This window comes from Pseudomonas sp. UBA4194 (assembly GCF_002379585.1).
In the GTDB taxonomy this organism is placed as follows: domain Bacteria; phylum Pseudomonadota; class Gammaproteobacteria; order Pseudomonadales; family Pseudomonadaceae; genus Aquipseudomonas.
Map to the genome: position 1 here is coordinate 69,434 of NZ_DFUE01000085.1, position 23,989 is coordinate 93,422.

26 protein-coding genes and 1 tRNA gene are annotated in these 23,989 nt (G+C 61.6%); 25 read left to right on the plus strand and 2 right to left on the minus strand.

Going from position 1 to position 23,989, the window contains the following annotated elements; translation table 11 throughout:
- Nucleotides 1–62: 62 nt before the first annotated feature.
- A tRNA-Leu gene (locus tag B3397_RS20950) sits at nucleotides 63–147 on the minus strand.
- Between the two features lie 109 nt (nucleotides 148–256).
- On the opposite strand from B3397_RS20950, the gene queA reads away from it, so the two are divergent.
- The 6 genes from queA to B3397_RS20980 all read left to right on the plus strand — a co-directional run bounded on the left by queA (nucleotide 257) and on the right by B3397_RS20980 (nucleotide 6,361).
- Nucleotides 257–1,321, plus strand: a complete 1,065-nt coding sequence (gene queA, locus B3397_RS20955) for a tRNA preQ1(34) S-adenosylmethionine ribosyltransferase-isomerase QueA (protein ID WP_296253687.1) — start codon at nucleotides 257–259, stop codon at nucleotides 1,319–1,321.
- 14 nt (nucleotides 1,322–1,335) lie between these two features.
- A complete protein-coding gene (tgt, locus tag B3397_RS20960) occupies nucleotides 1,336–2,451 on the plus strand; it encodes a tRNA guanosine(34) transglycosylase Tgt (RefSeq protein ID WP_296253725.1) in 1,116 nt (371 codons plus the stop codon).
- 51 nt (nucleotides 2,452–2,502) lie between these two features.
- The gene (gene yajC, locus B3397_RS20965; RefSeq protein ID WP_296253688.1) at nucleotides 2,503–2,838 is read left to right on the plus strand and encodes a preprotein translocase subunit YajC; all 336 of its coding nucleotides are present in this window, start codon (nucleotides 2,503–2,505) and stop codon (nucleotides 2,836–2,838) included.
- Nucleotides 2,839–2,900: 62 nt separating this feature from the next.
- A complete protein-coding gene (gene secD / locus B3397_RS20970; RefSeq protein ID WP_296253689.1) occupies nucleotides 2,901–4,769 on the plus strand; it encodes a protein translocase subunit SecD in 1,869 nt (622 codons plus the stop codon).
- Nucleotides 4,770–4,778: 9 nt separating this feature from the next.
- Nucleotides 4,779–5,690, plus strand: a complete 912-nt coding sequence (gene secF, locus B3397_RS20975; protein ID WP_296253690.1) for a protein translocase subunit SecF — start codon at nucleotides 4,779–4,781, stop codon at nucleotides 5,688–5,690.
- Nucleotides 5,691–5,812: 122 nt separating this feature from the next.
- Nucleotides 5,813–6,361, plus strand: coding sequence for a glycine zipper 2TM domain-containing protein (locus B3397_RS20980; protein ID WP_296253691.1), 549 nt, complete (start codon nucleotides 5,813–5,815; stop codon nucleotides 6,359–6,361).
- A gap of 104 nt (nucleotides 6,362–6,465) precedes the next feature.
- Here the strand turns inward: B3397_RS20980 and suhB are convergent, their stop codons facing one another.
- Nucleotides 6,466–7,281 carry an inositol-phosphate phosphatase gene (gene suhB / locus B3397_RS20985; protein ID WP_296253692.1) on the minus strand — a complete coding sequence of 272 codons (816 nt, stop codon included), beginning with the start codon at nucleotides 7,279–7,281 and terminating at the stop codon, nucleotides 6,466–6,468.
- Between the two features lie 133 nt (nucleotides 7,282–7,414).
- Between suhB and trmJ the strand changes: the two genes are divergently transcribed.
- The 19 genes from trmJ to der all read left to right on the plus strand — a co-directional run bounded on the left by trmJ (nucleotide 7,415) and on the right by der (nucleotide 23,977).
- Nucleotides 7,415–8,167 (plus strand): tRNA (cytosine(32)/uridine(32)-2'-O)-methyltransferase TrmJ, encoded by a 753-nt coding sequence (gene trmJ / locus B3397_RS20990; protein WP_296253693.1) that lies wholly within the window; start codon nucleotides 7,415–7,417, stop codon nucleotides 8,165–8,167.
- On the plus strand, nucleotides 8,168–8,944 hold the full coding sequence (gene cysE / locus B3397_RS20995) for a serine O-acetyltransferase (RefSeq protein ID WP_296253694.1): 777 nt from the start codon (nucleotides 8,168–8,170) through the stop codon (nucleotides 8,942–8,944).
- A 159-nt stretch (nucleotides 8,945–9,103) separates the two neighbouring features.
- Entirely contained in the window at nucleotides 9,104–9,601 is a 498-nt protein-coding gene (iscR, locus tag B3397_RS21000; protein WP_296253695.1) for a Fe-S cluster assembly transcriptional regulator IscR, read from the plus strand.
- A gap of 35 nt (nucleotides 9,602–9,636) precedes the next feature.
- Nucleotides 9,637–10,851, plus strand: a complete 1,215-nt coding sequence (locus B3397_RS21005; RefSeq protein ID WP_296253697.1) for an IscS subfamily cysteine desulfurase — start codon at nucleotides 9,637–9,639, stop codon at nucleotides 10,849–10,851.
- A 53-nt stretch (nucleotides 10,852–10,904) separates the two neighbouring features.
- On the plus strand, nucleotides 10,905–11,291 hold the full coding sequence (gene iscU / locus B3397_RS21010) for a Fe-S cluster assembly scaffold IscU (RefSeq protein ID WP_043186545.1): 387 nt from the start codon (nucleotides 10,905–10,907) through the stop codon (nucleotides 11,289–11,291).
- 80 nt (nucleotides 11,292–11,371) lie between these two features.
- Entirely contained in the window at nucleotides 11,372–11,695 is a 324-nt protein-coding gene (gene iscA / locus B3397_RS21015) for an iron-sulfur cluster assembly protein IscA (protein WP_296253700.1), read from the plus strand.
- An 8-nt stretch (nucleotides 11,696–11,703) separates the two neighbouring features.
- On the plus strand, nucleotides 11,704–12,225 hold the full coding sequence (hscB, locus tag B3397_RS21020; RefSeq protein WP_296253702.1) for a co-chaperone HscB: 522 nt from the start codon (nucleotides 11,704–11,706) through the stop codon (nucleotides 12,223–12,225).
- Between the two features lie 46 nt (nucleotides 12,226–12,271).
- Nucleotides 12,272–14,134 carry a Fe-S protein assembly chaperone HscA gene (gene hscA, locus B3397_RS21025; RefSeq protein ID WP_296253704.1) on the plus strand — a complete coding sequence of 621 codons (1,863 nt, stop codon included), beginning with the start codon at nucleotides 12,272–12,274 and terminating at the stop codon, nucleotides 14,132–14,134.
- A gap of 3 nt (nucleotides 14,135–14,137) precedes the next feature.
- The gene (fdx, locus tag B3397_RS21030; protein ID WP_296253705.1) at nucleotides 14,138–14,479 is read left to right on the plus strand and encodes an ISC system 2Fe-2S type ferredoxin; all 342 of its coding nucleotides are present in this window, start codon (nucleotides 14,138–14,140) and stop codon (nucleotides 14,477–14,479) included.
- Nucleotides 14,480–14,492: 13 nt separating this feature from the next.
- Nucleotides 14,493–14,693 carry a Fe-S cluster assembly protein IscX gene (gene iscX, locus B3397_RS21035; RefSeq protein WP_296253707.1) on the plus strand — a complete coding sequence of 67 codons (201 nt, stop codon included), beginning with the start codon at nucleotides 14,493–14,495 and terminating at the stop codon, nucleotides 14,691–14,693.
- 88 nt (nucleotides 14,694–14,781) lie between these two features.
- Nucleotides 14,782–15,207, plus strand: coding sequence for a nucleoside-diphosphate kinase (gene ndk / locus B3397_RS21040; protein ID WP_043186559.1), 426 nt, complete (start codon nucleotides 14,782–14,784; stop codon nucleotides 15,205–15,207).
- A gap of 28 nt (nucleotides 15,208–15,235) precedes the next feature.
- Nucleotides 15,236–16,384, plus strand: coding sequence for a 23S rRNA (adenine(2503)-C(2))-methyltransferase RlmN (gene rlmN, locus B3397_RS21045; RefSeq protein WP_296253709.1), 1,149 nt, complete (start codon nucleotides 15,236–15,238; stop codon nucleotides 16,382–16,384).
- A gap of 14 nt (nucleotides 16,385–16,398) precedes the next feature.
- Nucleotides 16,399–17,151, plus strand: coding sequence for a type IV pilus biogenesis/stability protein PilW (gene pilW / locus B3397_RS21050; RefSeq protein WP_296253710.1), 753 nt, complete (start codon nucleotides 16,399–16,401; stop codon nucleotides 17,149–17,151).
- A complete protein-coding gene (locus B3397_RS21055) occupies nucleotides 17,151–18,140 on the plus strand; it encodes a RodZ domain-containing protein (RefSeq protein WP_296253711.1) in 990 nt (329 codons plus the stop codon). The genes pilW and B3397_RS21055 overlap by 1 nt, the downstream gene beginning before the upstream one ends.
- Nucleotides 18,141–18,143: 3 nt before the next feature.
- A complete protein-coding gene (gene ispG / locus B3397_RS21060; protein WP_296253712.1) occupies nucleotides 18,144–19,253 on the plus strand; it encodes a flavodoxin-dependent (E)-4-hydroxy-3-methylbut-2-enyl-diphosphate synthase in 1,110 nt (369 codons plus the stop codon).
- 19 nt (nucleotides 19,254–19,272) lie between these two features.
- Nucleotides 19,273–20,562, plus strand: a complete 1,290-nt coding sequence (hisS, locus tag B3397_RS21065; protein WP_296253713.1) for a histidine--tRNA ligase — start codon at nucleotides 19,273–19,275, stop codon at nucleotides 20,560–20,562.
- 42 nt (nucleotides 20,563–20,604) lie between these two features.
- Entirely contained in the window at nucleotides 20,605–21,246 is a 642-nt protein-coding gene (locus B3397_RS21070; RefSeq protein ID WP_296253714.1) for a YfgM family protein, read from the plus strand.
- Entirely contained in the window at nucleotides 21,239–22,393 is a 1,155-nt protein-coding gene (bamB, locus tag B3397_RS21075) for an outer membrane protein assembly factor BamB (protein ID WP_296253715.1), read from the plus strand. Before B3397_RS21070 ends, bamB begins: the two co-directional genes overlap by 8 nt.
- A 120-nt stretch (nucleotides 22,394–22,513) precedes the next feature.
- A complete protein-coding gene (gene der, locus B3397_RS21080) occupies nucleotides 22,514–23,977 on the plus strand; it encodes a ribosome biogenesis GTPase Der (protein WP_296253716.1) in 1,464 nt (487 codons plus the stop codon).
- The last annotated feature ends 12 nt before the right edge of the window (nucleotides 23,978–23,989 follow it).

Genomic DNA, 23,989 nt, shown 5'->3' on the forward strand with positions numbered 1-23,989 from the left:
GTGGGGGAGGGAGTGAATTTTGGGCGAAAAAAAAGACCTCGTAGAGGTCTTTTTTTCTGATTTGGTGCCCCGAGGGAGACTCGAACTCCCACTCCTTTCGAAAACGGATTTTGAATCCGCCGCGTCTACCAATTCCGCCATCAGGGCTTACAGGCGGCGAAGTATAGAGATCACTCGACCACTGGTCAATCAGCTTTCATGGTCAATTTTGAAGATTTTTGCTAGACTTTTCAGCCCTATATAGCCGAACCCCATCATGCGCGTCGCCGATTTCTCTTTCGAACTCCCCGATTCCCTGATCGCTCGCCACCCGTTGGCCGAGCGCCATGGCAGCCGTCTGTTGGTCCTCGATGGGCCCACAGGTGCGCTGGATCATCGTCAATTCACCGATTTGCCGGGCTTTCTGCAGCCGGGCGACTTGATGGTGTTCAACAATACCCGGGTGATTCCGGCGCGGGTGTTTGGCCAGAAAGCGTCGGGTGGCAAGCTGGAGATCCTGGTGGAGCGGGTGCTGGACAGCCACAGCGTGCTGGCCCATGTGCGCTCCAGCAAGTCGCCCAAGCCGGGCTCGATGATCCTGATCGACGGCGGTGGCGAGGCGGAAATGGTTGCGCGGCACGACGCGCTGTTCGAATTGCGCTTCGGCGAGGAAGTGCTGCCGTTGCTCGATCGCGTCGGCCACATGCCGTTGCCTCCTTATATAGACCGCCCCGACGATAGCGCCGACCGCGAGCGCTACCAGACCGTGTACGCCGAGAAAGCCGGCGCGGTGGCGGCACCTACGGCGGGGCTGCATTTCGATGACGCACTGCTGGCGCAGATCCGTGCCAAGGGCGTGGAGACTGCGTTCGTCACCTTGCACGTGGGCGCGGGCACGTTCCAGCCGGTGCGGGTCGAGCACATCGAAGACCACCACATGCACAAGGAGTGGCTGGAAGTCAGCCAGGAAGTCGTCGACGCCGTACAGGCCTGCAAGGCTCGTGGCGGTCGGGTGGTGGCGGTGGGCACCACCAGCGTGCGCTCGCTGGAGAGTGCGGCGCGCGATGGCGTGTTGAAGCCGTTCAGTGGCGACACCGATATCTTTATCTTCCCTGGGCGGCCATTTCATGTGGTCGATGCCCTGGTGACCAATTTCCATTTGCCGGAGTCCACGCTGCTGATGCTGGTCTCGGCCTTCGCGGGTTACCCCGAAGCCATGGCCGCCTATGCGGCAGCCGTGGCCAACGAGTACCGCTTCTTCAGTTACGGTGATGCCATGTTCATCACCCGCAATCCGGCGCCTCGCGGTCCTAGCGTTGCCGCGCCAGGGGATCACCCATGAGTCGCACCTGTCGTATGTCGTTCGAGCTGTTGGCCACCGACGGCAAGGCCCGCCGTGGCCGCCTGACCTTCCCGCGTGGCGTGGTGGAAACCCCAGCGTTCATGCCGGTGGGCACCTACGGCACGGTCAAGGGCATGCTGCCGCGGGATATCGAGGCAATCGGTGCGCAGATGATTCTGGGCAATACCTTCCACCTGTGGCTGCGCCCGGGCACCGAGGTGATCAAGGCCCACGGCGACCTGCACGATTTCATGCAGTGGAAAGGCCCGATCCTGACCGACTCCGGCGGCTTCCAGGTGTTCAGCCTGGGCGCCATGCGCAAGATCAAGGAGGAGGGCGTGACCTTCGCCTCGCCCGTCGACGGCTCCAAGGTGTTCATGGGCCCGGAGGAGTCGATGCAGGTGCAGCGCGACCTGGGATCGGACGTGGTGATGATCTTCGACGAATGCACCCCTTACCCGGCCGACGAACTCACCGCGCGCACCTCCATGGAGTTGTCGCTGCGTTGGGCCAAGCGTTCCAAGGACGCCCACGGCGACAACACGGCGGCGCTGTTCGGTATCGTTCAGGGCGGCATGCACCAGGATCTGCGCATGCGCTCGCTGGAAGGTCTGGATCAGATCGGCTTCGACGGGCTGGCCATCGGCGGCCTGTCGGTGGGCGAGCCCAAGCATGAAATGATCAAGGTGCTGGACTACCTGCCGGGGCAGATGCCGGCTGACAAACCTCGTTACCTTATGGGGGTAGGCAAACCCGAAGACTTGGTCGAGGGTGTGCGCCGCGGGGTCGACATGTTCGACTGCGTGATGCCCACGCGCAACGCGCGCAACGGGCATCTGTTCATCGACACAGGCGTGCTGAAGATCCGTAACGCGTTCCATCGCCATGATGATTCGCCGCTCGATCCCACCTGTGACTGCTACACCTGCCGCAACTTCTCCCGCGCCTACCTGCATCACCTGGACAAGTGCGGCGAAATGCTGGGTAGCATGTTGAATACGATCCACAATTTGCGCCATTACCAGCGGCTGATGGCTGGTTTGCGCGAGGCTATTCAACAGGGTACATTGGCCGCCTTTGTCGATGCCTTCTATGCCAAGCGCGGGCTGCCTGTGCCGCCTTTGGAATAACTGTTTTATAAAGACTTTAAGTCAATAACTTCTAAGTAACTGGAGCGTTGAATGAGCTTTTTGATCCCCGCCGCGTACGCGGACGCCGCTGCACCAGCCGCTGGCCCTGCCGGCACTGGTTTCGAGTGGATTTTCCTGGTCGGCTTTCTGGTCATCTTCTACATGATGATCTGGCGCCCACAGGCCAAGCGTGCCAAAGAGCAGAAGAACCTGCTGGGCAATCTGCAGAAGGGCGACGAAGTGGTGACCTCCGGTGGTATCGCCGGCAAGATCAACAAAGTGACTGACGACTTCGTGGTGATCGAAGTGTCCGACACCGTCGAGCTGAAAATCCAGAAGGGCGCGATTGCCGCAACCCTGCCTAAAGGCACGCTCAAAGCGATCTAAGCGACAGACTTTTACCCATGTCGGGGCGCGCAAGGCGCCCCGCGTCTTGAACGGGCGGCGTGATGCTGAACAAATACCCTCTGTGGAAATATGTACTGATCCTGGCGGTGCTGGCGATCGGTTTTATCTATTCCGCACCGAATCTCTACCCTGATGACGCGGCCATTCAGGTCAGCGGCGCGAGCACCGCGCTGCAGGTCAATCAGGCGGATCTGGACCGCGTCAGCAAGGCGCTGACCGATGCCGGCATCCAGGTCAAGTCCGCGGCCCTGGCCGAAAACGGCAAGGGTGGCCTGCTGCGCCTGACCAAGGCCGAAGATCAATTGCCCGCCAAGGACGTGGTCCGCAAGGCATTGGGCGACGACTACGTAGTGGCCTTGAACCTGGCCCCGACCACCCCGCAGTGGCTGCGCAGCGTTGGCGCCAGCCCCATGAAGCTGGGTCTGGACTTGTCCGGTGGTGTGCACTTCCTGCTGGAAGTGGACATGGACAAAGCCCTCGACGCTCGCATGAAAGTCTACGAAGGCGAAGTCAAAACCCTGTTGCGTAAAGAGCGCGTGCGTTATCGCAGCCTGCCGCAACAAGACGGTGCCGTTCAGTTGGGCTTCAGCGACACGGCTTCCCGCGACCAGGCACAAGCCTTGATCCGCAAGAATTTCACCGACTTCGACCTGACCACCACCGACCGCAACGAATTGTCGGTGCTGCGTCTGGCGATGACCCAGGCCAAGGTTGCGGAGATCCGCGAATACTCCATCAAGCAGAACCTGACCACCGTGCGTAACCGGGTCAACGAGCTGGGTGTGGCCGAGCCGCTGGTTCAGCGCCAGGGCGCCAACCGCATCGTGGTGGAACTGCCAGGCGTGCAGGACACTGCCGAAGCCAAGCGTATTCTGGGCAAGACTGCCAACCTGGAATTCCGTCTGGGTGCAGGCCCGGATGACTCCAAGGCCACCACCGAAAGCTTTGAATTCCGCGAGGGCAATCGCCCACCGGCAGCGGTGGAGCGTGGCTTGATCATCACCGGTGACCAGGTGACCGACGCCCAGGCCAGCTTCGACGAGCATGGCCAGCCGCAAGTGAACATCAAGCTCGACGGCCATGGCGGCGATCTGATGAGCCGCGCCACGCGCAGCAACGTCGGTCGTAGCATGGCGGTGATCTTCATCGAGCAGCGGCCTACCACGCGTTACGTCAAGCAGACGGTCGACGGCGTCGAGAAAGACGTTGCCGTGCAGACGTTCACCGAAGAGAAGAAAATCATCAGCCTGGCGACCATCCAGTCGCCGCTGGGCAGCCAGTTCCGCATCACCGGCCTGAACGGCCAGGGTGAGTCGTCGGAATTGGCCCTGCTGTTGCGTGCCGGTGGTCTGGCTGCGCCGATGTACTTCGCTGAAGAACGTACCATTGGTCCAAGCCTGGGTGCCGACAACATCACCAAGGGTGTCGACGCTTCCCTGTGGGGCATGCTGTTCGTCTCGCTGTTCATCATTGCCATCTACCGCTTCTTTGGCGTGATCGCCACCGTGGCACTGGCTTTCAACATGGTCATGCTGCTGGCGCTGATGTCGTTGCTGGGGGCTACGCTGACCCTGCCAGGTATCGCCGGTATCGTCCTGACCATGGGGATGGCGGTGGACGCCAACGTGCTGATCTTCTCGCGTATCCGTGAGGAAATCGCCAATGGCATGAGCGTCCAGCGCGCCATTCACGAAGGCTTCGACCGTGCCTACACGGCCATCATCGACGCCAACCTGACCACGTTGCTGGTCGGCGGCATTCTCTTCGCCATGGGCACCGGCCCGGTGAAGGGCTTCGCCGTTACCATGTCCCTCGGGATCTTTACCTCGATGTTCACGGCCATCATGGTGACCCGCGCGATGGTCAACCTGATCTACGGCGGTCGGGACTTCAAGAAGTTGTGGATTTAAGGGGCTGCCATGTTACGTACCATCAACTTCATGGGCGTGCGCAATGTTGCGTTCGCCATCACCGTGCTCCTTACCGTGCTGGCGCTGTTCAGCATGTTCCACAAGGGCATGAACTACGGGCTGGACTTCACTGGCGGTACGCTCATCGAGCTGACCTACGAGAAGCCGGCCGATCTGGGACTGGTGCGCGACGAACTGTCCAAGGCCGGCTACCACGATGCGATCGTGCAGAACTTCGGTGCCACCACCGATTTGCTGGTGCGCATGCCCGGCGAAGACCCGCAACTGGGCAACCAGGTGGCGGCGGCCCTGCAGAAAGTGGGCGGGGATAACCCGGCCACCGTCAAGCGGGTCGAGTTCGTCGGTCCGCAGGTAGGTGAAGAACTGCGCGACCAGGGCGGCCTCGGCATGTTGCTGGCGCTCGGTGGCGTACTGATCTACCTGGCGTTCCGCTTCCAGTGGAAATTTGCGGTGGGGGCGATCCTGTCCCTGATCCACGACGTGATCGTGACCGTGGGCCTGCTGTCGTTCTTCCAGATCACCTTCGACCTGACGGTGCTGGCGGCGGTGCTGGCGATCATTGGCTACTCGCTCAACGACACCATCGTGGTCTTCGACCGGGTTCGCGAGAACTTCCGCGTGATGCGCAAGGCGTCGTTGATCGAGAACATCAACGTGTCCACCACTCAGACCTTGCTGCGTACCGTGGCCACGTCGGTGTCGACCTTGCTGGCCATTGCCGCACTGATGTTCTTCGGTGGCGATAACCTGTGGGGCTTCTCGCTGGCGCTGTTCATCGGCGTCATGGCCGGTACCTACTCGTCGATCTACATCGCCAACGTGGTGCTGATCTGGCTGAACCTGAGCAGCGAAGACCTGATTCCACCGGTGGCCAAGGACCAGGCGGACGACCGCCCATAAGCGTTCACCCCTGACCGGCAAGGCCCTGAAAAGGCGCGAGTATTGAACTCGCGCCTTTTTTTATGCTCCAAGGCTGGGAGAAACGCGGGCTTTGTCCCGTGATCGTAGTCAGGAGGTTCCAAGTGAATAAGTCGTTGCTGATTGGTGCAGTATTGGGTGCTGTCGGTGTCACCGCCGGGGGTGCTGTTGCGACCTACAGCCTCGTAAAAAGTGGCCCCGAATACGCAGACGTATTAGCCGCAGAGCCGATCAAACAGCAGATCAAGACGCCTCGCGAAGTGTGTAAGGACGTCACCGTGACCCGCCAGAAGCCGGTGCAGGACCAACACCAGATCGTCGGCAGTGTGCTGGGTGCCGTAGCGGGTGGTTTGCTGGGTAACCAGGTGGGTGGCGGTAACGGCAAGAAGATCGCCACCGTGGCCGGTGCGGTCGGCGGTGGTTATGCTGGTAACAAGGTGCAGGAAGGCATGCAGAACCGCGATACCTACAGCACCACACAGACTCGGTGCAACACGGTCAATGACATCAGTGACAAGGTCGTTGGGTATAACGTGAAGTATCAGTTGGACGGCAAGGTTGGCCAGGTGCGGATGGACCGAGATCCTGGTTCGCAGATTCCGGTGAACAAGCAGGGACAGCTGGTATTGGGTGAGAATCAGGCTGCGCAGTGATTCTGGGTTGGCAGGGCATGTAGAGTGATCTCTCACTTACCATCCTCGAACCAGACCCCAAAAAAAAGCACCCTTAAGGGTGCTTTTTTGTGCCCAGCTGAAACTCAGCGCTTCAGCGAAGCCGGCAGGTGCGGCTGAATAGCCGTCAGCACAGCCTTGAAGCACTTGGTGTTACCCGCCACGATGTGGCCGTTCTCCAGGAAGTTATGACCGCCGGTGAAGTCGCTCACCAAGCCACCCGCTTCCTGAATCAGCAGCACGCCTGCGGCCATGTCCCACTCCGACAGGCCCGACTCCCAGAACGCATCGAAACGACCAGCTGCCACATAGGCCAGGTCCAAGCTGGCGGCACCGGCGCGGCGAATGCCGGCGGTCTGGCCGACCAGGCTGCGGAACATGCCCAGGTAGTTGTCCAGGTTGTCCATCTGGTTATCACGGAACGGGAAACCGGTCCCCAGCAGGGCGCCATCCAGGCTGGTGCGGCCGCTGACGCGCAGGCGACGACCGTTGAGCTGGGCGCCGCGGCCACGGCTGGCGGTGAATTCTTCCTGACGAACCGGGTCCAGGACCACGGCGTGCTCCAGGCGACCGCGGTATTTGCAGGCGATGCTGACGGCAAAGTGCGGCACGCCGCGCAGGAAGTTGGTGGTGCCATCGAGCGGGTCGATGATCCACAGATAGTCTTCGCCCTCACCGCTGCCAGCGTGGAAGCCGGTTTCTTCGCCCTGGATGGCGTGGGTAGGGTAGGCCTTGCGCAGCGCGTCGATGATTTTCTGTTCGGCGGCGCGATCCACTTCGGACACGTAGTCCTTGGCGTCCTTCTCGTCGACCTTGATGGTATCCAGGCGCTCGATGGAGCGGAAAATCAATTCACTGGCGCTGCGGGCGGCGCGCAGCGCGATATTCAGCATGGGCTGCATGGACGTTTCACCTAGGTCGTTAAAGAAAGCCGCACATTCTAGCAGAAAAGTCATGGACAAGAAGAGGGACATAGCCTTACTTATGAGCCTTCTGTAATATTTGCCCCCCTTTCCCCGACACAGAGCGCTTGCCGTGCTGGATAACATCCGAGTCGTCCTGGTCAACACCAGCCATCCCGGCAACATCGGTGGCGCGGCGCGCGCCATGAAGAACATGGGCCTGTCTCGCCTGGTGCTGGTCGAGCCCCGGGACTTCCCCTCACCGGAAGCCGAGGCCCGCGCCTCCGGCGCCAGCGATGTGCTGGAGAGTGCCCAGGTGGTGGCCACTCTTGAAGAGGCGCTGGTGGGCTGCACCGTAGTGCTCGGCACCAGCGCCCGTGATCGCAGCCTGCCCTGGCCATTGGTCGATCCCCGCGAGTGTGGCGAAAAAGTCATCGCCGAGGCGGGGCAGGGCAAGGAGATCGCATTGGTATTCGGTCGCGAGCACGCCGGGTTGACCAACGACGAGCTGCAGCGATGTCACTTCCACGTGCATATCCCGTCCAATCCCGACTTCAGCTCGCTGAACCTGGCAGCGGCGGTGCAGGTGCTGAGCTATGAAGTGCGCATGGCGTGGTTGGCGGGCAATCGCCCGGCGCCTGCTGTGGACAAGGCCGAGGAGCTGGCGACCAGCGATGAGATGGAGCGCTTCTACGGCCATCTGCAGGACACATTGGTGGACATCGCTTTCCTCGACCCGCAGAAGCCGCGCCACCTGATGGCCCGTCTGCGTCGCCTGTTCGGCCGGAGCGCGGTGAACAAGTCGGAAATGAGTATTTTGCGCGGCATCCTCACCGAGACCCAGAAGGTCGCCCGGGGCGAGCCGCATAAGCGCAAGGATCAGTAAATGTTCGAACGTCTGCGGGAAGATATCCAGAGCGTGTTTCATCGTGACCCGGCGGCGCGCAACGCCTTCGAGGTGCTGACCTGCTACCCCGGCATGCACGCGATCTGGCTGCATCGAGCGGCCCATGGCTTGTGGAAGAGGGACCTGAAGTGGCTGGCTCGGGTGGTGTCCAATTTCGGCCGCTGGATGACGGGCATCGAAATTCATCCTGGCGCTACGGTGGGCCGGCGTTTCTTCATCGACCACGGCATGGGCATCGTCATCGGCGAGACCGCCGAGATTGGCGATGACGTCACGCTCTATCAGGGCGTGACCCTGGGTGGCACCAGCTGGAACAAGGGCAAGCGTCACCCTACCTTGGCTGACGGTGTGGTGGTCGGCGCGGGGGCCAAGGTGCTTGGGCCGTTCACGGTGGGGGCGGGGGCCAAGGTTGGCTCCAATGCGGTGGTCACCAAGGAGGTGCCGCCCGGCGCCACCGTGGTGGGTATTCCCGGCAAGATCATCGTCAAGAGCGATGACGAGCTGGATGCGCGACGCAAGGCCATGGCCGAGAAGATCGGCTTCGATGCGTACGGGGTGAGTGAGGACATGCCCGACCCGGTGGCGCGAGCAATTGGTCAGCTGCTCGACCATTTGCATGCGGTGGATGGGCGCTTGGAGGGCATGTGCGGGGCCTTGACCCAGTTGGGCAGTGATTACAGCGCCAAGAAGCTGCCTGAATTGCGTGATGAAGATTTCGAGTGCGTGCAAGGGGCGGAGCGCAAGGTGCAGGCGTGAGGGGACCGTTCACCGCCTATCCCCCTGCCAACCATTAGTCTGCTACCATTGCGCCGCCGTTTCGCAGCTAAACCCGAGTAATCCAGTAGGACTTATAGTTGACGAATTTACTCGGAAATAGCATAATTGCGCCTATTCCGAGAACCCGTGGTACTAGCCATGCGACTGACAACTAAAGGCCGATACGCCGTGACTGCCATGCTCGACCTGGCGTTGCACGCGCAGCATGGGCCGGTCTCATTGGCCGACATTTCCGAGCGTCAGGGCATTTCGCTTTCCTACCTCGAGCAATTGTTCGCCAAGCTGCGCCGGGGCAATCTGGTGTCCAGCGTGCGTGGACCGGGCGGTGGTTATCAGCTGTCCCGCGAGATGGAAGGCATCCAGGTTGCACAGGTCATCGACGCGGTCAACGAGTCGGTCGATGCCACCAAGTGCCAGGGCCTGGGCGATTGCCACGCCGGTGATACCTGTCTGACCCACCATCTGTGGTGCGACCTCAGCCAGCAGATTCATGAATTTTTAAGCGGTATCAGCCTGTCCGACCTTGTTACTCGCCGTGAGGTACAAGAAGTCGCCCAGCGCCAGGACCTGCGCCGTTGCGGTACGAACGGCAAGACGCAGCGTCTGGACAAGATCGAAACGTCTGCCGTCGAATGAGTATGCTCAGGTTAGCCGCCTGATAGGAGATTTCAATGAAGTTGCCGATTTACCTCGATTACTCCGCGACCACCCCGGTGGATCCACGCGTTGCGCAAAAAATGATCGAATGCCTGCAGATGGACGGGAACTTCGGTAACCCGGCCTCGCGTTCCCACGTGTTCGGCTGGAAAGCCGAGGAAGCCGTTGAAAACGCCCGTCGTCAGGTGGCCGACCTGGTCAACGCCGACCCGCGCGAAATCGTCTGGACCAGCGGTGCTACCGAGTCCGACAACCTGGCTATCAAGGGTGTGGCGCATTTCTACCAGACCAAGGGCAAGCACATCATCACCACCAAGATCGAGCACAAGGCGGTCCTGGACACCACGCGTCAACTGGAGCGTGAAGGCTTCGACGTCACCTACCTGGAACCGGGTACCGACGGCCTGGTCACCCCAGCCATGATCGAAGCCGCCCTGCGCGAAGACACGATCCTGGTGTCGGTGATCCACGTGAACAACGAAATCGGCGTGATCAACGACATCGCCGCGATTGGCGAACTGACCCGTTCGCGCGGTGTGTTGTTCCACGTCGACGCAGCTCAGTCCACCGGCAAGGTCGACATCGATCTGGCGGCGCTGAAGGTTGACCTGATGTCGTTCTCGGCCCACAAGACCTACGGTCCCAAGGGTATCGGCGCGCTGTACGTCAGCCGCAAGCCGCGCGTGCGTCTGGAAGCTGCCATGCACGGTGGTGGTCATGAGCGTGGCATGCGTTCCGGCACCCTGGCGACTCACCAGATCGTTGGTATGGGCGAAGCGTTCCGTATTGCCAAGGAAACCATGGCGGCGGAAAACGTGCGCATCAAGGCCCTGAGTGATCGCTTCTACCAGCAGGTCGAGAACCTCGAAGAGCTGTACGTCAACGGCAGCCTCACTGCCCGCGTGCCGCACAACCTGAACCTGTCCTTCAACTATGTCGAAGGCGAATCGCTGATCATGGCCCTCAAGGACCTGGCAGTGTCTTCCGGTTCGGCGTGCACCTCGGCTTCCCTGGAGCCTTCGTACGTTCTGCGCGCCCTGGGCCGCAACGACGAATTGGCGCACAGCTCGATTCGTTTCACCTTCGGTCGCTTCACCACCGAGGAAGAAGTCGATTACGCCGCGCAGAAAGTCTGCGAGGCCGTCACCAAGCTGCGCGCTCTGTCGCCGCTGTGGGACATGTACAAAGACGGTGTCGATATCTCGAAGATCGAGTGGGCGGCGCACTAAATAGTCGCCGGCAAGAGCGGCTTACCTGATGAGTTTCAGTAAGGATCAATACCATGGCTTACAGTGAAAAGGTCATCGACCACTACGAAAATCCACGCAACGTCGGCAAGATGGACGCCGAAGACGCTGATGTCGGCACCGGCATGGTCGGCGCGCCGGCCTGCGGCGACGTGATGCGCCTGCAAATCCGTGTCAACGAGCAGGGCATCATCGAAGATGCCAAGTTCAAGACCTACGGCTGCGGTTCGGCAATCGCTTCCAGCTCCCTGGCCACCGAGTGGATGAAGGGCAAGACGCTGGATGAAGCGGAAACCATCAAGAACACCCAGTTGGCAGAAGAGCTGGCGTTGCCGCCAGTGAAGATCCACTGCTCCGTGCTCGCCGAAGACGCCATCAAGGCCGCCGTACGCGATTACAAGCAGAAGAAAGGTCTGCTCTGAGTTCGACACTGTTGCTGGCGGGTGAGGTGCGCAGCGCACCTGATCAGCCGCACGAAACCGTTTGCAGGTAAGGAGTCACGATGGCTATCAGCATGACAGAAGCCGCCGCCAACCATGTTCGTCGTTCCCTAGAGGGGCGCGGCAAGGGTGACGGCATTCGCTTGGGCGTACGCACCACCGGTTGCTCGGGCCTGGCCTATGTGCTGGAGTTCGTCGATGAAGCCGGCGCCGAAGACGAGGTCTTCGAGAATCATGGCGTCAAGGTGATCATCGATCCCAAGAGCCTGGTCTACCTGGACGGCACCGAACTCGATTTCGTCAAGGAAGGGTTGAACGAAGGCTTCAAGTTCAACAATCCCAACGTGCGCGGTGAGTGTGGCTGCGGCGAAAGCTTCAACATCTGAGGCTGCCCGTGGGAACTCCTTGTCATTTCGCCTTGTTCGACCTCAAGCCCGGCTTTCGCCTGGATCTTGACCAGTTGGCCGTTCGCTACCGCGAACTGGCTCGCGATGTCCATCCCGATCGCTTTGCCGACGGTTCCGAGCGCGAGCAACGCCAGGCCCTGGAGAAATCCGCCGGGCTGAACGAGGCGTATCAGACCCTCAAGGCTTCGCCCAAGCGTGCGCGCTATCTGCTGTCGATCAGCGGGCGTGAAGTGCCGCAGGAAGTCACGGTCCACGACCCCGACTTCCTCATGCAGCAGATGCAGTGGCGCGAAGAGCTCGAAGACCTGCAAGACAGCGCGGACCTGGCCGGCGTGGCGACGTTCAAGCGTCGGCTCAAAGCCGCCCAGGTGGAACTCGACGACAGCTTCGCCGCCTGTTGGGATGACGCAGCGCAACGTGAGCAGGCCGAGCGCCTGATGCGGCGCATGCAGTTCCTCGACAAGCTCTCCTACGAAGTGCGCCAGCTCGAAGAGCGCCTCGACGATTAACCCAGTGTCGCTACGGCCGCACGCCTGAATTCCTGACCTGATAAGCATGGCCCTACTGCAGATCGCCGAACCTGGCCAGAGTCCCCAACCCCACCAGCGTCGTCTGGCGGTCGGGATTGACCTGGGCACTACCAATTCGCTGGTCGCTGCATTGCGCAGCGGCCTTTCCGAGCCTCTGGCCGACGCACAAGGGCAGGTGATCCTGCCGTCCGCCGTGCGCTATCACGCCGATCGCATCGAAGTGGGTGTCGCCGCCAAGGCGGCAGCCGCCAGCGACCCGCTCAACACCGTGCTCTCGGTCAAGCGCCTGATGGGCCGCGGCCTTGCCGACGTCAAGCAGTTGGGCGAGCAATTGCCCTACCGCTTCGTTGGCGGCGAGTCGCACATGCCGTTCATCGAAACCGCCCAAGGGCCGAAAAGCCCGGTGGAAGTGTCTGCCGATATCCTCAAGGCGCTGCGTCAGCGCGCCGAAGAGACACTGGGTGGCGAGCTGGTTGGAGCGGTGATCACCGTGCCGGCCTATTTCGATGATGCCCAGCGCCAGGCCACCAAGGACGCTGCGCGCCTGGCCGGCCTGAACGTGCTGCGCCTGCTCAACGAGCCTACTGCGGCGGCCGTGGCCTATGGCCTGGACCAGCATGCCGAAGGGCTGGTAGCCATCTACGACCTGGGTGGCGGCACTTTCGACATTTCCATCCTGCGCCTGACCGGCGGTGTTTTCGAGGTCTTGGCCACCGGCGGCGACAGTGCCCTGGGCGGTGACGACTTCGATCACGCCATCGCCGGCTGGATCGTCGAACAGGCAGGCCTCTCGGCAGACCTGGACCCGGGCGCCCAGCGCCATCTGCTGCAAGCTGCCTGCGCGGCCAAAGAAGCCCTGACCGATGCCCAAAGCGTTACCGTCAGCTACGCCGACTGGAGCGCCGAGCTCAGCCGTGACGGCTTCAACGCCTTGATCGAAGCCATGGTCGCCCGTAGCTTGAAAGCGTGCCGCCGCGCCGTGCGTGACGCCAACATCGAAATCGACGAAATAGGTGCGGTGGTGATGGTGGGCGGTTCGACCCGCGTTCCGCGCGTGCGCGAAGCGGTCGGTGAACTGTTCGGTCGCGCGCCGTTGACCGAGATCGACCCGGATCAGGTGGTCGCCATCGGTGCCGCCATTCAGGCCGATACGTTGGCGGGCAACAAGCGCGAAGGCGGTGAGTTGCTGCTGCTTGACGTGATCCCGCTGTCGTTGGGCCTGGAAACCATGGGCGGGCTGATGGAGAAGGTGATTCCGCGCAACACCACCATCCCCGTCGCCCGTGCCCAGGACTTCACCACCTACAAAGATGGTCAGTCGGCCCTGCTGGTGCACGTGCTGCAAGGTGAGCGCGAACTGATCAGTGACTGCCGTTCTCTGGCCCGCTTCGAACTGCGCGGGATTCCGGCCATGGTGGCGGGCGCGGCGAAAATCCGCGTGACCTTCCAGGTCGATGCCGATGGCTTGCTCAGCGTCTCGGCGCGCGAGCTGGCATCGGGCGTGGAAGCCAGTATCCAGGTCAAGCCTTCCTATGGCCTGACCGACGGCGAAATCGCCAAGATGCTCAAGGATTCCTTCCAGCACGCTGGCGACGACAAGGTTGCCCGTCAGTTGCGCGAACACCAGGTCGACGGTGAGCGCCTGCTCGAAGCGGTTCAGGCCGCGCTGGATGCTGATGGCGAGCGGCTGCTGGATGAAGAAGAGCGCATGGTCATCGGCCTGCAGATGGACGAGCTGCGCACGTTGGTCAAGGGCACCGATGGCCCCGCCATCGAACAGCAGACCAAGCTGCTGTCGCAAGTGACCGATGCCTTTGCCGCTCGTCGCATGAACAATGCCGTGAAAGACGCCCTGTCAGGGCGCAACCTGAATGAAATTGAGGAATAACTGATGCCGAAGGTGACTTTTCTGCCCCACGCCGAGCATTGCCCGGACGGCATGGTGGTCGAAGCTGAAACTGGCAGGTCGCTGCTCGACGTCGCCCACGATCATCACATCGAGATCGAGAGTGCCTGCGGTGGCGTGTGCGCCTGTACCACCTGCCACTGCGTGATCCGCAAGGGTTTCAATTCGCTGGAAGAGGCGGACGAGCTGGAAGAAGACTTCCTCGACCGCGCCTGGGGTCTGGAGGCTACATCGCGCCTGAGCTGCCAGGCCAAGGTGGGCACCGAGGACATTACCGTCGAGATACCCAAGTACTCGCTCAACCATGCCGCCGAAGCGCCGCACTGACCGAGGGATTGTCATGAGCTATGGTTGGAATGATGTACAGCGCATCGCCGAGGAGCTTGAAGAGCAGCATCCGGACATCGACCCCTACTCGGTGGGCTTCACCCGGCTGCAGCAGATGATCAAGGCGCTGCCCGATTTCGACGACACTTCGGGCCGGGTCGGCGAGAAGGTCCTCGAGGCAGTGCAGACCCTCTGGGCCGCTGAAAAAGACTGATCGATTTGCAGGTTAGGCAATACCCAGGAACCCGCGTATAATTCGCGGGTTTAATTTTTCGCTTCAATCACCGTTTCTGGAGTTTCACATGGCTGTTCAACGTACTTTCTCCATCATCAAGCCTGACGCCGTTGCTAAAAACGTAATCGGCGAGATCACCACTCGTTTCGAAAAAGCCGGTCTGCGCGTCGTTGCCTCGAAACTGAAGCAACTGTCCAAGGCTGAAGCTGAAGGTTTCTACGCTGAGCACAGCGCCCGTGGTTTCTTCGGCGAGCTGGTTGCCTTCATGACTTCCGGTCCTGTTGTCGTTCAGGTTCTGGAAGGCGAGAACGCCATCGCCCTGAACCGCGAGCTGATGGGTGCCACCAACCCTAAAGAAGCTGCTGCCGGCACCATCCGCGCCGACTTCGCCGAGTCCATCGACGCCAACGCCGTTCACGGTTCGGACTCCGAAGCCGCTGCTGCTCGCGAAATCGCATACTTCTTCGCTACTACCGAAGTAACCACTCGCTAAGCCACGGCTCACGAGTGAAGGTGAATCCATGACTGTTATGACTGGCAAGACAAACCTGTTGGGGCTGACTCAACCGGAAATGGAAAAGTTCTTCGACTCGATCGGGGAGAAGCGCTTTCGTGCCGGTCAGGTCATGAAGTGGATTCACCATTTTGGCGTGGACGATTTCGATGCCATGACCAACGTCGGCAAGGCCTTGCGCGAAAAGCTCAAGGCCTGTGCCGAGATTCGCGGTCCCGAAGTGGTCAGCGAGGACATTTCCACCGACGGCACCCGTAAATGGGTGGTGCGCGTGGCGTCCGGCAGCTGCGTCGAGACGGTCTACATCCCGCAGGGCAAGCGCGGCACCTTGTGTGTTTCGTCCCAGGCGGGCTGCGCCCTGGACTGCAGCTTCTGCTCCACGGGCAAGCAAGGCTTCAACAGCAACCTCACCGCCGCCGAAGTCATCGGCCAGGTGTGGATTGCCAACAAATCCTTCGGCAGCGTCCCGGCTACCATCGACCGCGCCATCACCAATGTGGTGATGATGGGCATGGGCGAGCCGCTGCTGAACTTCGACAACGTCATCGCGGCCATGCGCCTGATGATGGATGACCTGGGCTATGGCATCTCCAAACGCCGGGTCACCCTGTCTACTTCCGGCGTCGTGCCGATGATCGACGTGCTGGCCGATCACATCGACGTCTCCCTGGCCCTGTCGCTGCACGCGCCCAATGACGCGCTGCGCAACCAACTGGTGCCGATCAACAAGAAGTACCCGCTCAAGATGCTGCTCGAGTCGTGCCAGCGCTACATGTCCCAACTGGGCGAGAAGCGCGTGCTGACCATCGAGTACACCCTGCTCAAGGACGTCAACGACAAGCTCGAGCACGCCGTGGAAATGGTCGAGCTGCTCAAGAACGTGCCGTGCAAGATCAACCTGATTCCGTTCAACCCGTTCCCGCATTCAGGCTACGAGCGTCCCAGCAACAACGCCATTCGACGCTTCCAGGATCACCTGCACCAGGCCGGGTTCAACGTGACCGTACGTACCACCCGTGGCGAAGACATCGACGCCGCCTGTGGCCAGTTGGTAGGGCAAGTGATGGATCGCACCCGCCGCAGTGAACGTTATATCGCCGTACGCCAATTAGGCGCTGAGGCCGATATGCCGCAAACTGCCGCCAATCGGAACTGATCGAGAGGACCTCCATGACCCTGCGCGCCGCGCTGCTGATCGTATTCGCTCTGCTCACGGGCTGTGTCACCACGGGCAAGGTCAACCCCATGGACACCAGCAAGGGTCGCGACCAGGCCCGTCAGGCCTACGTGCAGCTGGGCATCGGGTATCTGCAGGAAGGTCGCACCGAGGGCGCCAAGGTTCCTCTGAAGAAAGCCCTGGAGCTGGACAGCTCCGACCCCGACGCCAACGCCGCGCTGGCGCTGGTGTTCCAGGCGGAGATGGAGCCGGAGTTGGCCGAGCAGCACTTTCGCAAGGCCCTGAGCTCCCGTGACGATGCGCGCATTCGCAATAACTACGGCAGTTTTCTCTACGAACAGAAACGTTACAAAGAAGCCTACGAGATGTTCGAGAAGGCTGCCGCTGATACGCTCTATCCCGAGCGTTCCCGGGTCTTCGAGAACCTTGGCCTGACGGCGGTAGCGCTGGGGCAGCGCGAGTTGGCCCAGCAAAACCTGGAAAAGGCCCTGCGCCTGAATCGTCAACAGCCTCGCGCCTTGTTGGAAATGGCTGAGATGTCTTACGAAGACAGGCATTATGTGCCAGCCAAGGAGTATTACGACCGGTTCAGTCAGTTGAGCGAGCAGAATGCCCGCAGCCTGCTGCTCGGTACGCGCCTGGCGAAGATCTACGAAGACAAGAACAAGGCCGCCAGTTATGGCCTGCAACTGAAACGACTCTATCCCGGTACGCCGGAATATCAGCAATACGTGTCGGAGCAATGATGAAAGCGGCGCATCCCGAAGTAGCAGCAGCCTCTCGCGTTAACCCCGGCGAGACCCTGCGTCAGGCCCGCGAGAGCAAAGGTTGGTCGTTGTCCGAAGTGGCCGCCAAGCTGAACCTGACCCTCACGTCACTGGCCAATCTTGAGGCCGGGGCGTTCGACAAACTGCCTGGGCATACCTTTTCCCGGGGGTATATCCGCGCCTACGCGAAATTGCTGGGCATGGACCAGGCCGTTCTGGTGCAGGCCTTCGACCAGTACACCGGTACCAATGCCCAGGGCAGCAATGTCCATGGTCTGGGCCGTATCGAAGAGCCCTCGCGCCTGGCCCATAACCTGTTGCGCATCGTCAGCCTGATGCTGGTGTTGGCGCTGGTGGGTGGCGGTTTCCTCTGGTGGCAGGACAACACGGCCCGCCGTGGTGCGGAGCAATCGTCCATCGCCATGGAACACGTCGAGGTCGAAAGCGCCGACGGCACCACCCAGATCCATCCGCTCGACGAACCCGAAGACCAGGCCGTTGCCGCCGCGAAGGAAGGCGAGCCTACCGCGCTGAGCCTGAATCAGGGCCAGGCACCGGTCGATCCGGCTACCACCGGTACCGCGGCCGCGCCTGCGCCGTCCGCGGCAGTACCAGCACCCGCAGCCCCGGCGTCCGCGACCGCTGTAGCGCCAGCCACGACACCTGCGCCTGCTGCACCCGCTGTGCCTGCTGCAACGACTCCAGTGGCCGCGGCACCGGCAGCGGGCGAGGGTCAGGTGGGTATCAATTTCACCGCCGACTGCTGGACGCAGGTCACCGATGCCTCGGGCAAGGTGCTGCTCAGCGCGCTCAAGCGCAAGGGCGAAACCATTCAGGTCAATGGCAAGCCGCCGTTCGCGGTGCGCCTGGGTGTGGCCAGTGCCGCGCAGGTAACCTACAACGGTCAGGCGGTGGACGTCGCACCCTTTACCAAGGGCAACACAGCTCGCATGAAGGTGGGGCAATAACGCATGCACGGTGAATCTCCGATCAAACGCCGCCAGTCGCGCAAAATCTGGGTAGGCTCGGTACCGGTCGGTGGCGATGCCCCGATCGCGGTGCAGAGCATGACCAACACCGATACCAACGACGTCGACGCCACTGTCGGGCAGATCCAGCGCCTGGTGGATGCCGGTGTCGATATCGTGCGGGTGTCGGTCCCCGACATGGACGCCGCCGAGGCCTTCGGCCGTATCAAGCAGCGCGTCAGCGTGCCCTTGGTGGCGGATATCCATTTCGACTACAAGATCGCCCTGCGCGTGGCCGAACTGGGTGTGGACTGCCTGCGTATCAACCCCGGCAACATCGGTCGCGAAGACCGCGTGCGTGCCGTGGTCGATGCCGCCCGTGACCGTGGTATTCCGATCCGCATCGGCGTCAACGCGGGCTCCCTGGAAAAAGACCTGCAGAAAAAATACGGCGAGCCGACGCCCGAAGCCCTGGTCGAATCCGCCCTGCGTCACGTCGAGCATCTGGTGCGCCTGGATTTTCATGACTTCAAGGTCAGCGTCAAGGCCTCCGATGTCTTCATGGCCGTCGATGCCTATCGTCTGTTGGCCAAGCAGATCGTGCAGCCGCTGCACCTGGGCATCACCGAAGCCGGTGGCCTGCGTTCCGGCACGGTGAAATCGGCAGTGGGCCTGGGCATGCTGCTGGCCGACGGGATCGGCGACACCATCCGCATCTCGCTGGCCGCCGACCCGGTGGAAGAGGTCAAGGTGGGCTACGACATCCTCAAGTCGCTGCGCCTGCGTTCACGCGGTATCAACTTCATCGCCTGCCCCAGCTGCTCGCGTCAGAACTTCGACGTGGTCAAGACCATGAACGAGCTGGAAGGGCGCCTGGAAGATCTGCTCGTCCCGCTGGACGTGGCGGTGATCGGCTGCGTGGTCAACGGCCCTGGCGAAGCCAAGGAAGCCCACGTGGGGCTGACCGGCGGCACGCCGAACCTGATCTATATCGATGGCAAGCCGTCGCAGAAACTGACCAATGACAACCTGGTGGAAGAGCTGGAAAAGCTGATCCGCCAGAAGGCCGCCGAAAAGGTCGAAGCCGACGCGGCATTGATCGCCCGTGGCTAATGGATTCTAAGGAAACTTTGTGAGCAAGACTCTGCAAGCCATTCGTGGCATGAACGACATCCTGCCCGAGCAGACGCCGCTGTGGCGTTATTTCGAGAGCACCGTGGCCGGGTTGCTGGACAACTACGGCTACCGCCAGATCCGCATGCCCATCGTCGAGTTCACCGACCTGTTCAAGCGTTCGATCGGCGAAGTGACCGACATCGTCGAGAAGGAGATGTACACCTTCGAGGACCGCAACGGTGACTCGCTGACCCTGCGTCCCGAGGGAACGGCGGCCTGCGTGCGTGCCGTGCTCGAGCATGGCATCAGCGGCGGCGGTCAGGTGCAGAAGCTCTGGTACATGGGCCCGATGTTCCGTCACGAACGGCCGCAGAAAGGCCGTTACCGGCAGTTCCACCAGATCGGTCTGGAGGTGTTCAACCTCGACGGCCCGGACATCGACGCCGAGCTGATCGTCCTCACCTGGCGCCTGTGGAAGCTGCTGGGTATTCGTGATGCGGTCACCCTGGAGCTCAACAGCCTGGGCACCAGCGAGGCCCGTGGTCGCTACCGCGAAGCCCTGGTGGAGTTTCTCACCGCGCACCTGGACCAGATCGACGAAGACAGCCAGCGTCGCCTCAAGACCAACCCTTTGCGCGTACTCGATACCAAGCACCCGGACACTCAGGCGGTACTGGTCAACGCGCCGAAGCTGGCCGATTACCTGGACGAAGAGTCCCGCGTTCACTTCGAGGGTCTGAAAGCGCGTCTGGATGCCGCCGGCATTCCCTACGTCATCAATCCCAAGCTGGTGCGCGGCCTGGACTACTACAGCAAGACGGTTTTCGAATGGGTAACCGACAAGCTCGGCGCCCAGGGCACCGTGTGTGCCGGTGGCCGCTACGACGGTCTGGTGGAACAGATGGGCGGCAAGCCGACACCCGGCGTTGGTTTCGCCATGGGCATCGAGCGCTTGATCCTGCTGCTCGAGACCCTGGAGCAGGTACCCGAGTCCATCGCGCGTCAGGTCGACGTCTACCTGTGCGCCTTCGGTGAGCAGGCCGAGTTGGCCGGGCTGGCCCTGGCCGAGCGCTTGCGGGATCGACTGCCGACGTTGCGCCTGATGGTCAATGCCGGCGCCGGCAGCTTCAAAAGCCAGTTCAAGAAGGCCGACAAGAGCGGCGCGCTTTACGCCCTGATCCTGGGGGACGACGAATTGGCCCAACAAGTGGTAGGTTTCAAACCCCTGCGTGGTCAGGGCGAACAACAGAACATTGCCTGGGATGCTCTTGCCGAGCACCTGGCCACCTGCGCCGTGCAGGGCTGAATCAAGCAAGCATCAAGCATTTGCGAGAATAGGAGTATTGGGGTGTCGAGTACCGAAGACGAACAACTGGGCGAACTGAAGGACTGGTGGCAGCGTAACGGCAAGCCCCTGGTCACCGGCGGCCTGCTGGCCCTGGTGGTCGTGTTCGGCTGGCAAGCCTGGACCAAGTACCAGAGCAATCAGTCGCAGAGCGCTTCCAACCTGTACCAGCAGTTGCTGGAGACCAGCCTGACCCCCACCGGAAAGCCTGACACCGCTCAGGTTGCCGATCTGGCCGGCAAGCTGAAGAACGAGTTCGGCGGCACTGCCTACGCGCAGTACGCCAGCCTGTTCCTGGCCAAGGCCGCGGTCGACGCCGGCAAGCTGGACGATGCTGCCGCCGAGCTCAAAGGGGTGGTCGACAAACCGTTCGATACCACCTTGGGTGAAGTGGCACGTCAGCGCCTGGCGCAGGTACTGGCCGCGCAGAACAAGACCGAAGACGCCTTGAAACTGCTCGACGGTGACGCCGACAAGGCGTTCCTGGCGGCACGCGAAGAACTCAAGGGCGATCTGCTGGTGCAATTGGGCCGCAGCGACGACGCCTATGCCGCGTATCAAAAAGCCAAGGCTGCGCTGTCCGATGAAGCGGCGGTAGGCGGCCTCCAAATCAAGCTCGACGACCTGGCCAAAGGGGATGCGTGACGTGATCCGTTGGAAACATGCAGCATTGCTGGCCCTGGCCCTGATGGCCGTGGGTTGCAGCAGCAACAGCAAAAAGGAATTGCCACCGGCCGAGCTGACCGATTTCAAGGAAGAAGTGTCCTTGCAGAAGGTCTGGAGTCGCGGTATTGGCGATGGCCAGGGCGAAACCTACAACATGCTCGTGCCGGCCGTGGAAAACGACCGCATCTACGCCGCCGACGTCAACGGTGAAGTGGTTGCCATGAACCGCCTGACCGGCGACGTACTATGGAAGAAAGACCTCGACCAGCCCGTATCCGGCGCCGTCGGCGTCAGCTACGGCATGGTCACCCTTGGGACCCTGCGCGGCGACGTGATTGCCCTGGATGCCGACACCGGTGAGCAGCGCTGGAAGTCTCGCGTCAACAGCGAAGTGCTGGCGCCGCCTGCCAACAACGGTGACGTGGTGGTGGTGCAGACCCAGGACGACCGCCTGATCGGCCTGGATGCCAGCACTGGCAACCAGCGCTGGTTGTACGACAGCACCCCGGCGGTACTGACCTTGCGCGGTACCGGCGCTCCGCTGGTGACCAATCGCCTGGCGATTGCTGGCCTTTCGACCGGTAAAGTCGTTGCACTGGATATCACCAACGGCGTGCCGGTGTGGGAAGCCCGTGTGGCCGTACCGCAAGGTCGCTCCGAACTGGATCGCGTGGTGGACATCGACGGTGGTCTGCTGCTGTCTGGCGGCACCCTTTATGTCACCACCTACCAGGGCCGCATGGCGGGCCTGGATCTGGAAAGCGGCCGCGTGCTGTGGCAGCGTGATGCTTCCAGCTACGCAGGTGTCGCCCAGGGCTTCGGCAGCGTCTACACGAGTCTGGCTTCAGGCACCGTGGAAGGCGTGGACGAGCGCTCCACCACGGCGTTGTGGAGCAATGACCAACTGGCCCGTCGCCAGCTGTCGGCGCCCGAGGTGTACTCCAGCTACATCGCCGTCGGTGACCTGGAAGGTTATGTGCATCTGCTGAGCCAGGTCGATGGTCGTTTCGTTGGCCGGACCCGGGTCGACAGCGACGGTGTGCGGGCTCGCCCGCTGGTGGTCGGCGACATGCTCTACATCTTCGGCAACAGTGGCAAACTGGAAGCCCTGACCGTCAAGCAGTGATTGACTATGCTTCAGGGCACCCGAGGGTGCCCTGAAGCCGCTTCTAGCGAAGCGCTTCGAACCTCGGCCGCTGCCTGCAGCGGCCTTTGTATTTCTTGAATCAACGCAGTGGAGAGCCGCATGGTTCCCGTAATCGCCCTGGTGGGCCGACCCAACGTCGGTAAATCCACCATGTTCAACCGCCTGACCAAGAGCCGCGACGCCATTGTCGGCGACCTGTCTGGTCTTACCCGTGATCGCCAATACGGTGAGGCGCGCTGGCAAGGGCGTTCCTACATTCTGGTCGACACCGGCGGTATTTCCGGTGACGAGCATGGCATGGACGAAAAGATGGCCGAGCAGTCGCTGCTGGCCATCGAAGAAGCCGATGTCGTGATGTTCCTGGTCGACGCGCGCGCCGGTTTCACCGCCGCCGACCAGATGATCGCCGAGCATTTGCGCAAGCGTAACAAGCGCTCGCTGCTGGTCGCCAACAAGGTCGACAACGTCGACCCGGAAATGGCCAAGGCCGAATTTGCCCCATTGGGCATGGGCGACGCCATTCCGGTGGCCGGTGCCCAAGGCCGCGGTGTCAACACATTGCTGGAAGCCGCCCTGAGCGAGTTCCCCCGCGATGTGGAAGAGGTCGACCTCAACGCCGACGTCGCCGAAGGCGAGGAAGCTGCGCGCATTCCCGGCCCGAGCGAGAAAGATGGCATCAAGATCGCCATCATCGGCCGTCCCAACGTCGGCAAGTCGACCTTGGTCAACCGCATGCTCGGTGAAGATCGGGTCATCGTGTACGACCAGCCGGGTACTACGCGCGACAGCATCTACATCCCCTTCGAGCGCAACGAAGAGAAGTACACGCTGATCGACACCGCCGGCGTACGCAAGCGCGGCAAGATCCACGAGGAAGTGGAAAAGTTCTCGGTGGTCAAGACGCTGCAGGCCATCAAGGATGCCAACGTGGTGATCTTCGTCATGGACGCCCGCGAAGGCGTGGTCGACCATGACTTGAACCTGCTGGGTTTTGCCCTGGAAACCGGCCGCGCCATCGTCATCGCCCTGAACAAGTGGGATGGCATGCAGCCCAGCGAGCGCGACTACGTGAAGACCGAGCTGGAACGTCGATTGTTCTTCGTCGACTTCGCCGATATTCATTTCATCTCGGCCCTGCACGGGACCGGCGTGGGCAACCTCTACGCTTCGGTACAGGCGTCGTTCAAGTCGGCGATCACACGCTGGCCCACCAGCCGCCTGACCCAGATCCTCGAGGACGCGGTGCAGGAGCACCAGCCGCCGATGGTCAACAGCCGTCGCATCAAGCTGCGCTACGCTCACCTGGGCGGTGCCAACCCGCCGCTGATCGTGATCCACGGCAACCAGGTGGAGAAGGTGCCCAAGTCGTACGTTCGTTACCTGGAGAACACCTATCGCCGTGTGCTGAAGTTGGTGGGTACACCGATTCGCATCGAGTTCAAAGGTGGCGAGAACCCGTACGAAGGCAACAAGAACACGCTGACCGACCGTCAGGTCAACAAGAAGCGTCGCTTGATGTCGCACCACAAGAAGGCCGACAAGAAACGCCGCGACAAGCGTTAGTCGATGGTTCTG

Coding starts and splice junctions, on each gene's coding strand:
- queA (WP_296253687.1), top strand. CDS start 257: ATGCGCGTCGCCGATTTCTCTTTCGAACTCCCCGATTCCCTGATCGCT.
- tgt (WP_296253725.1), top strand. CDS start 1,336: ATGTCGTTCGAGCTGTTGGCCACCGACGGCAAGGCCCGCCGTGGCCGC.
- yajC (WP_296253688.1), top strand. CDS start 2,503: ATGAGCTTTTTGATCCCCGCCGCGTACGCGGACGCCGCTGCACCAGCC.
- secD (WP_296253689.1), top strand. CDS start 2,901: ATGCTGAACAAATACCCTCTGTGGAAATATGTACTGATCCTGGCGGTG.
- secF (WP_296253690.1), top strand. CDS start 4,779: ATGTTACGTACCATCAACTTCATGGGCGTGCGCAATGTTGCGTTCGCC.
- suhB (WP_296253692.1), bottom strand. CDS start 7,281: ATGCAGCCCATGCTGAATATCGCGCTGCGCGCCGCCCGCAGCGCCAGT.
- cysE (WP_296253694.1), top strand. CDS start 8,168: ATGTTCGAACGTCTGCGGGAAGATATCCAGAGCGTGTTTCATCGTGAC.
- iscR (WP_296253695.1), top strand. CDS start 9,104: ATGCGACTGACAACTAAAGGCCGATACGCCGTGACTGCCATGCTCGAC.
- B3397_RS21005 (WP_296253697.1), top strand. CDS start 9,637: ATGAAGTTGCCGATTTACCTCGATTACTCCGCGACCACCCCGGTGGAT.
- iscU (WP_043186545.1), top strand. CDS start 10,905: ATGGCTTACAGTGAAAAGGTCATCGACCACTACGAAAATCCACGCAAC.
- iscA (WP_296253700.1), top strand. CDS start 11,372: ATGGCTATCAGCATGACAGAAGCCGCCGCCAACCATGTTCGTCGTTCC.
- hscA (WP_296253704.1), top strand. CDS start 12,272: ATGGCCCTACTGCAGATCGCCGAACCTGGCCAGAGTCCCCAACCCCAC.
- fdx (WP_296253705.1), top strand. CDS start 14,138: ATGCCGAAGGTGACTTTTCTGCCCCACGCCGAGCATTGCCCGGACGGC.
- iscX (WP_296253707.1), top strand. CDS start 14,493: ATGAGCTATGGTTGGAATGATGTACAGCGCATCGCCGAGGAGCTTGAA.
- ndk (WP_043186559.1), top strand. CDS start 14,782: ATGGCTGTTCAACGTACTTTCTCCATCATCAAGCCTGACGCCGTTGCT.
- rlmN (WP_296253709.1), top strand. CDS start 15,236: ATGACTGTTATGACTGGCAAGACAAACCTGTTGGGGCTGACTCAACCG.
- pilW (WP_296253710.1), top strand. CDS start 16,399: ATGACCCTGCGCGCCGCGCTGCTGATCGTATTCGCTCTGCTCACGGGC.
- B3397_RS21055 (WP_296253711.1), top strand. CDS start 17,151: ATGAAAGCGGCGCATCCCGAAGTAGCAGCAGCCTCTCGCGTTAACCCC.
- ispG (WP_296253712.1), top strand. CDS start 18,144: ATGCACGGTGAATCTCCGATCAAACGCCGCCAGTCGCGCAAAATCTGG.
- bamB (WP_296253715.1), top strand. CDS start 21,239: ATGCGTGACGTGATCCGTTGGAAACATGCAGCATTGCTGGCCCTGGCC.
- der (WP_296253716.1), top strand. CDS start 22,514: ATGGTTCCCGTAATCGCCCTGGTGGGCCGACCCAACGTCGGTAAATCC.